The 12935-nt window shown below is 63.1% G+C and carries 12 protein-coding genes; 4 read left to right on the top strand and 8 right to left on the bottom strand.

The window, feature by feature from the left end; all coding sequences use genetic code 11:
• Window position 1: 1 nt before the first annotated feature.
• Genes V3C40_RS18950 through V3C40_RS18940 form a run of 3 tightly spaced genes read right to left on the bottom strand, consistent with a single transcriptional unit; the run spans window position 2 to window position 2673 of the window.
• Window positions 2-859, bottom strand: a complete 858-nt coding sequence (locus tag V3C40_RS18950; protein ID WP_081368314.1) for a hypothetical protein — start codon at window positions 857-859, stop codon at window positions 2-4.
• 27 nt (window positions 860-886) lie between these two features.
• Window positions 887-1912, bottom strand: coding sequence for a hypothetical protein (locus tag V3C40_RS18945; protein ID WP_331778249.1), 1026 nt, complete (start codon window positions 1910-1912; stop codon window positions 887-889).
• Window positions 1909-2673 carry a hypothetical protein gene (locus tag V3C40_RS18940; protein ID WP_331778248.1) on the bottom strand — a complete coding sequence of 255 codons (765 nt, stop codon included), beginning with the start codon at window positions 2671-2673 and terminating at the stop codon, window positions 1909-1911. Before V3C40_RS18940 ends, V3C40_RS18945 begins: the two co-directional genes overlap by 4 nt.
• A 175-nt stretch (window positions 2674-2848) precedes the next feature.
• Here V3C40_RS18940 and V3C40_RS18935 point away from each other — a divergent pair, with 175 nt between their 5' ends.
• From V3C40_RS18935 to V3C40_RS18920, 4 genes are all read left to right on the top strand, one after another.
• Entirely contained in the window at window positions 2849-4243 is a 1395-nt protein-coding gene (locus tag V3C40_RS18935) for a caspase family protein (RefSeq protein WP_331778247.1), read from the top strand.
• 75 nt (window positions 4244-4318) lie between these two features.
• Entirely contained in the window at window positions 4319-5128 is an 810-nt protein-coding gene (locus V3C40_RS18930) for a hypothetical protein (RefSeq protein ID WP_331778246.1), read from the top strand.
• 33 nt (window positions 5129-5161) lie between these two features.
• Complete coding sequence (locus V3C40_RS18925; RefSeq protein ID WP_331778245.1) at window positions 5162-5893, top strand: hypothetical protein; 732 nt, start codon at window positions 5162-5164, stop codon at window positions 5891-5893.
• Between the two features lie 54 nt (window positions 5894-5947).
• Window positions 5948-7213 (top strand): DUF6445 family protein, encoded by a 1266-nt coding sequence (locus V3C40_RS18920; protein WP_219328529.1) that lies wholly within the window; start codon window positions 5948-5950, stop codon window positions 7211-7213.
• A 107-nt stretch (window positions 7214-7320) separates the two neighbouring features.
• Here V3C40_RS18920 and V3C40_RS18915 read toward each other — a convergent pair whose 3' ends face one another.
• The 5 genes from V3C40_RS18915 to V3C40_RS18895 form a co-directional block, all read right to left on the bottom strand.
• Window positions 7321-8262 carry a LysR family transcriptional regulator gene (locus V3C40_RS18915; RefSeq protein ID WP_034752932.1) on the bottom strand — a complete coding sequence of 314 codons (942 nt, stop codon included), beginning with the start codon at window positions 8260-8262 and terminating at the stop codon, window positions 7321-7323.
• Between the two features lie 93 nt (window positions 8263-8355).
• Window positions 8356-9330: a glycoside hydrolase family 43 protein gene (locus tag V3C40_RS18910; RefSeq protein WP_331778244.1), complete on the bottom strand. Its 975-nt coding sequence runs from the start codon at window positions 9328-9330 to the stop codon at window positions 8356-8358.
• A gap of 4 nt (window positions 9331-9334) precedes the next feature.
• Window positions 9335-10309 (bottom strand): galactofuranose ABC transporter, permease protein YjfF, encoded by a 975-nt coding sequence (gene yjfF / locus V3C40_RS18905; RefSeq protein WP_035823670.1) that lies wholly within the window; start codon window positions 10307-10309, stop codon window positions 9335-9337.
• A complete protein-coding gene (locus V3C40_RS18900; RefSeq protein WP_139091368.1) occupies window positions 10306-11388 on the bottom strand; it encodes an ABC transporter permease in 1083 nt (360 codons plus the stop codon). Before V3C40_RS18900 ends, yjfF begins: the two co-directional genes overlap by 4 nt.
• The gene (locus tag V3C40_RS18895; protein ID WP_219328531.1) at window positions 11385-12926 is read right to left on the bottom strand and encodes a sugar ABC transporter ATP-binding protein; all 1542 of its coding nucleotides are present in this window, start codon (window positions 12924-12926) and stop codon (window positions 11385-11387) included. The genes V3C40_RS18900 and V3C40_RS18895 overlap by 4 nt, the downstream gene beginning before the upstream one ends.
• Window positions 12927-12935: the final 9 nt, after the last annotated feature.

The raw sequence follows: 12935 nt of genomic DNA, 5'->3' as shown, positions 1-12935 counted from the left end.
CTTATTTCCTCAAATCGATGACGACGGGCTTGATCTCTTCGGCCTGGAAGATCATCGGCGCCGCCGGGGCAGCCGCCGCGGCACGCGGTGCAGGCTGGCTGAGGACGGCGGACGTTGCCGCCCTGGCTGCTGGCTCCTGGCGGCGCGGCTTGGCGCTGGCGCGGCTGCCCGTTTTCGGCGTGGCAACGGGAGCCGGAGCGGCCGCCGGCGGCGCCGGGATCACGCGCCCGCTGTCGCTGCCGGGCGTGGTGGCGATGGCAGGACCCGTGCCGCGCAAAGCGTCGTCGGCAAACGGCTGGGCGCGCGTATCGACGCCGGGCGGCACGGCCACGCTGGCGTTGAGCAGGCGGTTGTCCGTGTAGATCATGCGCGACAGGCGGTTGTAGTTGGGGAAGTCGATATTGAGCGATTTGCCATCGGCCGCCACGTCCACGCGGGGGCGGTCCTTGCAATTGCCGACCGTCCACTGCAGCACGTCCGTGCCCTGGAAAGCCAGCACTTCATAGCGGTAGGCACAGCCGCGTTCCTGCGTTTCCACGATCACCACAGTGCGCTCGCCCACGTTTTCCACGCGCGCCACGCGGGCCGTGATGGCGTTGGCCAGCGGCACGACACGAAACGCCTGCGACAGCTTGATCGAATACTTGCCCTGCGGGTCCTTGCGCAAGGTCCCTTCCGTGCCGTCGCGCAGGCGGAAGGTGGAAATCGGCGTGCCGAACAGCTCAGCCGTATCGAGGCCCATCAACACGCCGCCACGGCCGTTCGGCGTCATGGCGCAGCCCGTCAACAGGACGCCGGCAGCCACGCCGGCGATCAATTTGCGCCAGTGCGCGGATGCAAAGTTCTTATACGTTGTCATGCTTGATAACTTTCTCTTATTTCTGAATCAGGGATTGATGACGGCCAGCGGATTGCCCGGGCCTGGCGGCGGCAAGACTTTCTGACGGTTGCGCGACAGCACGGTGAAGGCGCCCAGGGTGTCCGGTCCCGCGACGATTTCCAGCTGCTCGCGCTGCAGCCAGGTGCGGATTTCCGCCTCTGTTGCCTCGGCGCGGAACAGCACGCGCGTGCGCACGCCCGTCTCGACGCCGCTGCCGCCGCTGCGGAATTCCGCATTGCCGACGACGGCGCCCTCTTTCGGCAGGAACAGCCACGCCGATTGCACCACCATTACGCTGGCGGCCACGGCCGTGACGATCTTCAGCCAGCGGTTGGCATTGGCCGCCCGCACCGGCGTCTTCATCTGTGGCGCGGCGGCATCGGCCAAAGCGATCTGCAATTGCTGCAAGCCCTGGCGCAGCAGTTGCCGGTAGGCCACGCGGCCATCCTTGCCCAGCTCGCTCGACAGCGGTGTGCCGGTCAAGGCGTAATCATCGCCGGGCAAGGCCACGCGGGCGATCACGCCGGGCGCCGCGGTGACGCCATTCGCGCGGCCATGCAGCTCCAGCCAGCGCGCCGCCTGCAAGCGCTCCTGGCTGAACACGCCCAGGCAGGCGCCCAGGTCCGTCACGGCCAACGTCACAGGCATGTCGCACAGCACCAGGCCTGCGCGCGGGTCGGCGGGCGCGTCGCGCTCCTCGACCACGAGGCCGCAGGCATCGGCATACGCCGTGTCCGGCGTGACGAGCCAGCCGCGCCAGCGCTGCCGCGTGCTGTCCCAGGCGTCGAGCAGCACGGCGCCAAAGCCGGGAAGGCGCGCCAGCAGATGAATCTGCCCGCCGGCGATGGGCCGCGCGGCCAGCGGCGCCGCGTCGCTGCGGCGCGCAAAACGTTGCAGCAGGTGTTCCGGCACGGCAATGCCGCGCCAATCGGGGGTAGTGCCCGCCACGTCCGCGTCCAGCAATTCGGCGGAAGATGGAGGCGACGGCAGGCGCGCGGCAACGATGGCCAGCGAGGGCGTCAATGCAGTCATGCCGATGGCCTTTCATCAGGGTTCGGGTGGGTGGACGCGGGGTCCATGTGCAGGGATAACGCGGCCACGCACAAAATATCCAAAACTATTTGCGCCGCCTGCATATCGCGCGCGGCCAGGGCGTCCCCCACGCGCAGCTTGAGCAGGTTCAAGACCCAGCTGCCCAGCAAGGTGGCGCGGTGGGCCGGCTCGACGATCTGGCGCCCCGCGCTATTGGCCTCGCCCTTCTGCCTGTGCACCAGGCCTAATTTTCCGCCGTGGTAGTGCGCGGAAGCGATCTGTTCGGCCAGTTCCTTGACGGGCATGCCACCGCAGCCGCAATGGCGCAGCAGCAAGATCAAATCGTCGGGCAAGGTGGTGATGAACACGTCGGCCGCGTCGCGCACTTGCTGCGGCGTGAGCTGGTAATCGCGCAGCGGTTCGGCATACGCATCGGGCGCGCGCAGCTCGCAGCCTTCTTGCGCATCGGCATCTTCGTCATCGCGCTGCTTGCGCAACTGGTCGATGATGAAGCGCTTGAAGTACAAAAACAGGGCGCCAATGTGGTGGGGGACCGCGTCGCTGTCGCCGTGCAGGACTTTTTCAATGAAGAACTGGTGGCGCAGATCGGCCAGCGAGTCGCCCAGCGACGCCGCCTCGCGCGGACGGCACGGCGTCAGCGCGGCGATGACGCGCTGGTAAAACTCGCCGAGTTCGCCTTGTGTCAGCTGCTGGCGGCGGGTCCAGAAAGCATGAATCCGTTCAAATTGTTCCGATTGCAAAGCCGGTCCGATCGTGTGTTGGGCGGCACGCGCCACTGGCCGGCGACGATGCGCACCGTGCGCTGGCCAGACAAGAGAAACTTGTCAGTAAGGTAAAATGCATTTAAGCAATTTTCTCATATCACAGTAAAAATCGCTAACTTTTGTTACTTTCACGACAATTCCCGAGACGCCGATGCATCGCCTGATTCCCCTGTTTTTGAGCCTCATCTTTTTACTCTGCGGTAACGTCGTGCAGGCGGCCGTGGGCAATGCCGCCAGCGGCCCCGGCAAGCGCATCGCCCTGGTGATCGGCAATGCGGCCTATCCACAGCCTCTATTGAATCCCGTGAACGATGCGCGCGCCATGGCCGAGCGCCTGCGCCGCCTGGGCTTTGACGTGCTGTTGCGCACGGACATCAATGCGCAACAGCTGCAAAAGGCCTCGGCCGAGTTTTCCACGCAGGCGCGCGGCGCCGATATCGCCCTCGTGTTTTACGCGGGCCACGGCGCGCAGGCGGGCGAAGCCAATTATGTGTTGCCGCTGGGCGCCAACATGAATGCATTGAGCGCGGCCGCCATCGCCGCGCAGGGCGTGTCCGTTTCCAGCCTGGCCGGTGATTTGCAGCGCACGGGCGCGCGCGGCGCCGTGCTGATCCTCGACGCTTGCCGCCAGGAATATACGCGCGGCGGCGCCGTGGCGATTCCCGGCGTCGGCAATGCGGCCAGCCACGGCTTTGCCGATACGGCCGCGCCACGCGGCGTGGTGATCGCCTATTCGGCGGGCCCGGGCGCCCTGGCGCGCGATTTCTGGTCGCCCGATTCGCGCAACAGCCCGTACACGAGCGCCCTGCTCGACGCGCTCAACGCACCCGGTTTGCCGATGAGCGACGTGTTTTCGCAAGTGGCGGCCAGGGTTGCCGCCATGACGCACGACGTGCAAAAACCCCGCGTATCGTTCGGCGAAACGTCGGCGCGCCTGGTGCTGAACATGGGTAGCGGCAAGGGCGTCAGCCAGGCCGCGCCGGGCGTGCTGGCCAGTACGCAAGGCCAGGGCGGCGTGCGCGCACCTGCCCCAACGGTGGAAAAGCCGGCCGCTCCGGGCGCCAAGGTGTGGCCAGGCAATGTACTGCAAGACATCAACTATGAAATCCGCATGCAGATCGCGGCCCGTCCATTTCCCCGCCAGCAACTGGAAAAGCGCGCACGGGGCGGCGACCTGGTGGCGCTGACTGCCCTCGGCTATGGCATCGGCGGCGGCGACGCTGGAATAAAACAGCCGAAGGCGGGCATGCAGTGGCTGGAAAAAGCGGCCGCGAAAGACTTTCCCATCGCCCAGACCTATCTGGCGGAATTGCTGATGGTCAAGGGCGACCCCGCTTCGCTGAAGCGGGCCGGCGTGCTGCTGGACGCCGCCTCGCAAGCTGGCTACAGCCCCGCCCATGCGTATAAATTCGACCTGGCCCGCCGCACGGGCGCGCCGCCGCAGGATGCGGCCCGGCATTTGCAGGATGCTTTCATGGGTTTGATGAAGGATTACCAAGGCGCCGCCAAGGACATGATGCAGCCGCCAAAAAATAATTCAAAATAATTTTAGATTTCCCTGAACTGCCCCCGTTATCCGTGGGTACATGCAATAGAGCATGACAGTGACCAGGGAAATCTCATGCAACCATTCACCACCACCGGCCAGCGCGGCCGCATCCTCGCCTACCAACCGAGCGGACAAGGTTCCGTCAGCGTGGCCGGCATTCAACATGCGTTCGACGTGGCCACGCACTGGCGCTCGGACGTGGCGCCCGCCATCAACGCCGTCGTCGACGTGCGCTTCGATGAGGCCGGCAGCCTCGCCACCGTCAGCGCCGTAGCGACACAGCAACTGGCGCAGGAAGAAATGGCCGGCGCGGCGAAACTGGCGCGCGACAAGGGCCAGCAGCTGTGGGGCCAGGCCGTGTCCGCCCTGGGCATCAAGGTGCTGGCCAGCCTCGGTGTCCTGATCGCCGGCGCCTTTATCTTCAACACCATCGGCATCCGTTTGTTCGCTTCCGTCTCGCGCACCTACTGGCAGTTGCTGGGTTTGTCCGCCGACAGCCTGGAAAGCTTTGCCCGCGATGGCGGCGGCGGTTTTACGTCGGCACAATTTTTCTTCCTGCTGGCCATTGCCGGATGCTGCGCCACCATGGTTAGCCGCCATCCGAAAGCGGCGCTGGGCAAGTGCGCCCCGCTGCTGTTCATCGTCATCCACAGCAGCTTGCTGTTCATCAAGATCAAGGGCGCCGTCAGCGACGCGGGCAGCGCCATGGGCGGCATCATGGGCACCCGCGCGGCCCGCATGGCCGAGCAGATGGCCAGCGAAATGCTGGGGCAAGTGTGGCAAGGACTCTCGTTCGGCATCGGTTTTTACCTGGTGCTGGCCTCTTCCATCGTCCTGGCCGCTTACGGCGTCGGCGAATACAAACGTAAAACCATCGGCTAAGCCACCTCTTACACATTCATTGAAGGAAATATCATGCAACGTACCCTCCCAGCCCTGCTCGCCATCGCCGTCCTGCTGTCCGCCTGCGGTAAAACAGAGACCGTCACACCGGCCGCCTCCGCTCCCGTCGCCGCGAATGTCGCCGACATGGCCGCCAAGGCGCAAGTGAAGGCAGCCGCCGCCAGCCTGCCGCAAGCGGACGCTGCCACGCCAACGTCCAGCTATGTCGACATCACGAGCGGCCACCAGCTGATGTACAGCTACCTCGCCCTGTCCGGCGTGCCGCCCGACTATGCGGCCGTGGCACAGCGCATTTCGCGCGAATATGCGGGCAGCAACGACGCCTTCCGCAAGCAGGAAGTGCTCGACGCCCTGAAACCGCAGATCGACGCCAAGGTCAATGAGGCCAAGGCGAAGCGCTACCTGCGCTACCAGATCAATGGCCAAGGCGCGCTGTCGCCGTACGCCATGGACAAGGCCGCCTTCCCCGCCAAGTTCGCCGACGCGGGCACCTATTACTACATGTACGACAACGGCGACTACAAGCTGGCGTTCACGAATGGCGACGGTTATTCGCTGCTGAAAGTGGACCAGGATGCGGCGCGCAAGATCGAAGCTGCGCGCAGCGGCTACAAGGATTTCGCCATCGTCGTGTATGCCTACGCCCAGGAAGCGGACATGGCCAGCAACCAGGTCAAGGCGCAGATCGTCAAGGTGGCGATCAAGCTGAATGGGGAAGAAATTCCCGTCAGCCAGGCACGGTAGAACGGGCTCGGTTACACTGTTCGCCACATTGCATCGGGATCGGGATCGGGACATATGGGCGAACAGACACTGGCGGAACAACATCTGGCAAACGGGCAAGGGCTGCAGCAGCAAGGCAAGCTGATCGAAGCGATCAACGCCTACCAGGCCGCGTATAAACTGAACCCGGCCCTGGCCGAAGCACAGCATTTCCAGGGCCTGGCGATGCTGGAGCTGGGCCAGGGCGCCATCGGCCTGGGTTTGCTGAAACTGTCGCTCAAGCAGCAGCCGGACAATGCCCTGTTCCATTACAACCTCGGCAACGTGCTGCGCGGCACGGACAGCGAGGCGGCGCTGGCTAGCTACGCCACGGCGGCGCGGCTGGCGCCGCACGAACATGATTTCGCCATCAGCCATGCGGAATTGCTGATGGGAAAACAGCGGCTGATGGAGACCATCGCCGAACTGGAACGGGCTCACGCCCTGCGTCCGCAGCGCTGGCAAACACTGCAGGGACTGGCCGAACTGTACTACCGCACGGGACAGCAGGAACTGGCGTTGGAACGCTACGCGCAAGGCCTGGCGCTGCATGCGCCACTGGCGCAAACGTGCCGCATCGGCTTTGCCAGCCCTGGCACGGAAAACACGGAACGGCTGACGGCGCCCGACGTGCCGGCAAGCTTGCACGATTTCCTGCGCGAAACGGACCTGCACATCCTCGACGATTTCCTGCCCGATCCCGCCGCCTGGCGCGTGCAAGCACTGGCGTTGCCGTTCGAGCAGCAGCGCTATGCGGGGCAAAACTATCCAGGCAGCCAGACGGCGGGCCAGCCCAGCCAGGCCATCATGGAGCGCATCGCCACGGCGCTGGGCCGCCCCATCCGTTTCATTTCACCCGACAACGGTTCCTACCGCCTCAGCTATGCGGACGCCATGGCGCGCACCGATATCCACGTGGACAACGAGACGGGCAATAATTTCAATTTCTATGCGGGCGTGCTGTACCTGAACCCGCCCGAGCAGTGCCAGGGCGGCACCACCTTCTGGCGCCACCAGCCCAGCGGCTGGTACCGGCGATTACCCGAGGCGGACGTGAAAGCGGGCGGCTACGCCAGCTTCAAGGATTTCCAGAAACGCTGGCTGCCGAACAGTAAAGTGCAGAAATTCAATGACTTGCAGGAACAGCGCGACAGTTGGCAAGCGCTGCTGGAAGTGCCGATGCGCCACAACCGCCTGATCGTGTACAAGGGACACTATTTCCACTCGATCAGTAATGTGTTTGGCGACACGCCGGAGAATGGGCGGCTGGTGCAGTTGTTTTTCTTTGAAGTACCGGATTGAGTGTAAGGGCAATTGTCGGATTACGCCCTGCGGGCTAATCCGACCTACCATGTGGCGTAGGTCGGATTAGCGCGCAAGCGCGTAATCCGACAACACCATCACAGCACTCAATACATATCCGCCGCCGTGGCCCGCACGGCCTTGAGCAGCATATCCGCCCCCGGCGACAGCAAGTGGTCCTGCTGCCGGATAATCCCGAACGCATCCATCTTGCACGGCAGTTCGATGGGCAAGATGCTCAGCACGTTCAACGATTCGTAGTAGTGCGCCACTTCCGTCGGCATCACATGCAGCGAATCCGTCTGCTGCAGCAAGGACGTGATCAGGAGCAAGGCGGTCGTGTCGACCACGTCGACGGGCGGTTCCTGGCCCGCGCGGCGGAACATCATGTCGAAGCGGTGGCGCAGAATGCTGCCTTGCGGCGGTAGAATCCACGGCTGCCCCGCCAAATCCTTCAATTGCAGATTTTTGCGCGACAGCAGCGGATGGCCATTGCGCGCCACGGCGCTGGCCGGCTCTTCCGTCAATTCCTCGTAGATGAGTCCCGCGCTGCTTTCCTTTTCCAGGATGCGCCCGATCATGAAATCGAGGGTGCCGTGCTGCAGCATGTCCATCAGCGTATTGCTGTGCTCCAGATGCACGCCGATGCGCATCAACGGCGCCTGCTGCTTGATGCGGGCAATCGCGCGCGGCAGCAAGGCCATGGCCGGCGTCATGATGACGCCCACTTCCACCTGGCCCGTCAGGCCCGACTTCAGGGCAACGATGTCGTCATGCGCCAGCGACAGGCTCGTCAGGGCCATGCGCGCGTGGCGTATCATCGTCTCGCCGTAGATCGTCGGCTCCATGCCGCGCGGTAACCTGTCGAACAGGCGCACGTCCAGCATCTCTTCCAGATCCTTGATTTGCTTGGACGCGGCCGGCTGCGTCATGTGCAATTCTTCCGCCGCGCGGTGGATGTTGCGCTGCTCGTCAAGGGCGATCAACAGCAGCAATTGCCGCGTCTTCAGGCGGGCTCGCAAGAACCAGTTGGGGTTGAGGGTATCCATGAATAAATCATATCATGATCGATATCAGTTTTAATTCAATATCGATATTATAGATATCGGTATGTCTCCTTTTTATACTTGGTCAACAAGCGTTCACAATGCCTTGCAGGCGGCGCTCGGGTTGGCGGCCGGGCCAGCCGTTTGCTGGATGAATTCGATGGTGCCGTCCGGCTTGTAGTTCAGCTCTTCCACGGCCACGGAACGCCGGTATTCTCCGCCGCCGGGCAACTTGTCGTTGTGATAGAAGATGTAGGACTTGCCATTGAACTCGATGATGGCCTGGTGAATGGTTTTCACGACGGCATTCTTGTCCATGATGGTGCCGCGGAAATGCCAGGGCCCCGTCGGTGTCGGCCCCGTCGAATACGCCGTCTCCTCGGGGAAATTGCGCGAGTACGACAAATAATACGTACCCGCATGCTTGTGCATATAGGCCGCTTCCGTGAACGCATCCATGCCGAAGGTCAGAATCGGGCCGTCCAGCTCCGTCATATTGGCTTTCAGCTTGGCGTATTTCAAGACCGTGTTGCCCCAGTAAATGTAGGCCTGGCCATCCGTGTCGATAAAGACGGCCGGGTCGATATCGTCCCAGGGAATGGCCGTCTGCTTCGTCATGTCGTTCGTGACCAGGGCGCTGCCGCGCGCATCGACGAACGGCCCGGTCGGGCTGTCGGAGACGGCCACGCCGATGGCTTTGCCGGGAATGGTTTTATGGTCGACGGTCGAATAGAAATAGTATTTATTGCCGCGCTTGACGATGTCACCTGCCCACGCATCCTTGCCAGCCCAGGCGAAGGTGGAAAAGCGCACGGGCGAGCCGTGATCCGTCCAGTTCGCCATGTCGCACGAGGAATATACGCGCCACTCGTGCATGCGGTAATCCGTATCCGTGGCGCTCGCTTCATCGTGGCCCACGTACAGGTAGACCCTGCCATTGTCCACCAGCGCGGCCGGGTCGCCCGTGTAGATATCCTTGACGATGGGGTTGGCCGCCTGTGCGACGAATGGGGCGCAGGCGAGCGCCGCCGCCATGCCGATGGCTGCGGCAAGTTTTTTCTTGTGAAACATGGTATTAACTCCGATTGGTATTCTTCTGGCCCATGGCCATCAGTCTTTGCACGACGCAAAAGACGAATAGCAAGCCACCGATGACGATCTTGGTCCACCACGAGCTGAGCGTGCCGTCGAAGGCGATCAGGGTCTGGATGGTGCCGAGCACGAGCACGCCGGACAGCGCCCCCGCCACGTAGCCATAGCCGCCGCTGAGCAGGGTGCCGCCGATGACGACGGCGGCAATCGCGTCCAGTTCCGTGCCTTGCGCATGCAAGCCATAGCCGGACAGCATGTAGAACGAAAACAGCACGCCGCCGAGCGCGGCGCAAAAGCCGCTGAAGGCATAGATAAAGACCTTGGTGCGGCCCACGGGCAGCCCCATCATCAGGGCCGACTGTTCATTGCCGCCGATCGCATACACGGCGCGGCCGAACGGCGTGGCGTGCGCCAGCCAGATGGCCAAGAGCAACGTGATCACGGCAATCACGACACCGGGCGAAACGAAACCGCCGAGAAACTGCAATTGCGTCTGCGACATGGCCACGAACAGCGGATCATCGATGGTGATCGAGTTGATGCTGATCAAATAGCACAACCCGCGTGCCAGAAACATGCCGGCCAGGGTGACGATGAAGGGCTGCAATTTGAAGTAATGGATCAGCGCGCCCATGCTGGCGCCAAACACGGTGCCCAGTGCCAGCACCGTGACGATCACCAAGAGCGGCGGCCAGTGCGCCACGTTGAGCAGCCAGGCGGCGATCATGGTCGACAGGGCCAGCACGGAACCGACGGACAGATCGATGCCGCCGGAAACGATGACGAAGGTCATGCCGACGGCGATCACCAGCAAAAAGGCATTATCGATCAACAGGTTAAAGATCACTTGCGTCGACAGCAGGCCCGGATAGGCGGCGCCGCCGAGGCCCAGCATCACCACCAGCAGCAGGACCGTGACGAGCGAGGTGAAATACGGGGTATGCAGCAAGCCCTTCATGCTTTTCTCCGATGCAGCAATTGCTTGAATTCCGACGATTGCGACAGGCAGACGAGGAAGACGACGACCGACTTGACGACCATGTTCACTTCCGGCGGCACGCCCAGCGAATAGATCGTGTAGGTCAGGGTCTGGATGATGAGGGCGCCGATCATGCTGCCAACGAGACTGAACTTGCCGCCAGCCAAGGAGGTACCGCCCAGGGTGACTGCCAGGATGGCGTCGAGTTCCAGCATCAGGCCCGCGTTATTGGCGTCGGCGCTCTTGATGTTCGAGCTGATCATCAGGCCCGACAGGCCCGCGCAGGCGGCGCAAAACACGTAGACGAAAAAGATCAGCGTCGCCGTCTTGATGCCGGCCAGGCGCGCGGCGACGGGGTTGATGCCGACGGCCTGGATAAACAGGCCCAGGGCCGTCTTGCGCATCAGCACGGCCGTGATGATGAACACGGCAGCGACGAGGAACAGCGAAAACGGCAAGCCGAACAGGTAACCGCTGCCGATGAAAAAGAACGGTTGATAATAGACGGTGACGATCTGCCCATCCGTCAGCAATTGCGCCAGGCCACGCCCCGCCACCATCAGTATCAATGTCGCGACGATGGGCTGCAAACCCAGGCCCGCCACCAGCACGCCATTCCAGGCGCCGCACAGCAGGGCCGCGCCCAGGGCGGCGGCCAGGGCCCAGCCCATCGGGATGTTGCTCACGTAGGTCGGCACGCCGTTATCCATCACCATGGTGCCACCGATCAGCATGGCGGCCACCGTGCCGGACAGGGCCACGACGGCGCCTACGGAAATGTCGATGCCGCGCGTGGCAATGACCAGGGTCATGCCCAGGGCCGCCAGCATCAGCGGGGCGGCACGGTTGACGATGTCGATTACGCTGCCATACAGGTGGCCGTCACGAATTTCCAGATGGAAAAAGCCGGGGATGGCAAAGAAGGCCACCAGCAACAGCAGCAACAGCGCGGCCAGGGGCCGGCTCAAGGGGTGGTGCAGAACGGTATGCAAGGCGGACGTACCCGTAGTGGAAGCCGGACGCGCCAGGGGCGCGTTCGATGGCGTGGATAAACTCATGTGGCGTCTCCGGCGATCACTTGCAGCACGGAGCTGTCGTCGAGCTCGCCGCGCGCATAGTCGCCGCAAGCTTTGCGGTCGCGCATGACGAGAATACGGTCGCTGCAGCGCAGCACTTCCGGCAGCTCCGACGAGATGAACAGGATGGCCATGCCCTTGCGGCACAGCTTGCTCACATAACTCATGATTTCCTGCTTGGCGCGCACGTCGATGCCGCGCGTCGGTTCATCGAGAATCAGCATGGCCGGCGACGTCACCAGCCAGCGCGCCAGCAAGGCTTTCTGCTGATTGCCGCCCGACAGGCTGCCAATCGGCGTTTCGATGCTGGCCGTCTTGATGCCGAGCGCCTTCACATACTCATCGGCCAGCGCCTGCTGGCGTTTGAACGGGATGGCGCGCAGCAAGCCCGTGCGGGCCTGCAAGGCCAATATGATGTTTTCACGCACGGACAGCGACAAAATCGCCCCCTCGTGCTTGCGGTCTTCCGAGCAAAAGCCGATGTCCTGGGCGATCGCGTCGCGCGGCACGTTGAACTGGCGTATCTTTCCCTGCATGACGATGCTGCCGGAATCGGCCTTGTCGGCGCCGAACAGCAAACGCGCCAGTTCCGTGCGGCCCGAACCGAGCAAGCCGGCCAGACCCAGCAATTCGCCCTGGCGGATGTGGAAATCCATGGGCAGCAGGGCGCCCTTGCGGCCCAGTCCCTGCGCTTCGAGCACAGTCGGACCGAAGCTGACGGCGCCCGCTGCCTGCGCCATATCCAGCGTTTGCTCCTGCGTGTCGGCCGCCACGCCGATCATTTTATTGACCAGCGCCAGGCGCGACAGTTCGCTGCATGCATATTCGCCCTCGCGCTCGCCATTGCGCATGACGGTGATGCGGTCGGAAATGGCGTAGGTCTGGTCGAGGAAGTGGGTCACAAACAGAATCGCCATGCCTTGCTCGCGCAGGCGGCGCAGCACGGAAAACAGCAGATTGACTTCCGCCTCGTCCAGGCTGGACGTGGGTTCATCGAGGATCAGCACGCGGGCCGAAATGTTCAGTGCGCGCGAAATGGCCACCATTTGCTGGATGGCCAGCGGAAAGCTGGACAATTGCGCCGTGACATCGATATCGATCTGTAATTGCTGCAGCAAGGCACGCGCCTGCTGCTGCATGGAACGCCAGTCGATGGCCCCGAAGCGGCGCGGGTAGCGGCCAATAAAGATGTTTTCCGCCACCGACAGGTTCGGGCACAGATTGACTTCCTGGTACACGGTGCTGATGCCGAGCAACTGCGCATCCGACGTGGATGCGGGGGCGATGGGCTTGCCTTCAAACAGAATCTGGCCGCTGTCGGGCGTGTAGACGCCCGTCAGCACCTTGATCAGCGTCGATTTCCCGGCGCCGTTCTGCCCCATCAAGGTGTGCACTTCGCCCGGATACAGGCGCAGGGCAACGTCGCTGAGGGCTTTGACGCCAGGAAAGGACTTGCTGATGCCGCGCAACTCCAGCAAGGGAGCTGGCGCGGCGTTGTGTTGCGCTTGCGTATTCATCATGCGGCAAGC

This window comes from Janthinobacterium sp. LS2A, assembly GCF_036543145.1.
In the GTDB taxonomy this organism is placed as follows: domain Bacteria; phylum Pseudomonadota; class Gammaproteobacteria; order Burkholderiales; family Burkholderiaceae_D; genus Janthinobacterium; species Janthinobacterium aestuarii.
This window is presented reverse-complemented; position numbering and strand designations above follow the sequence as displayed.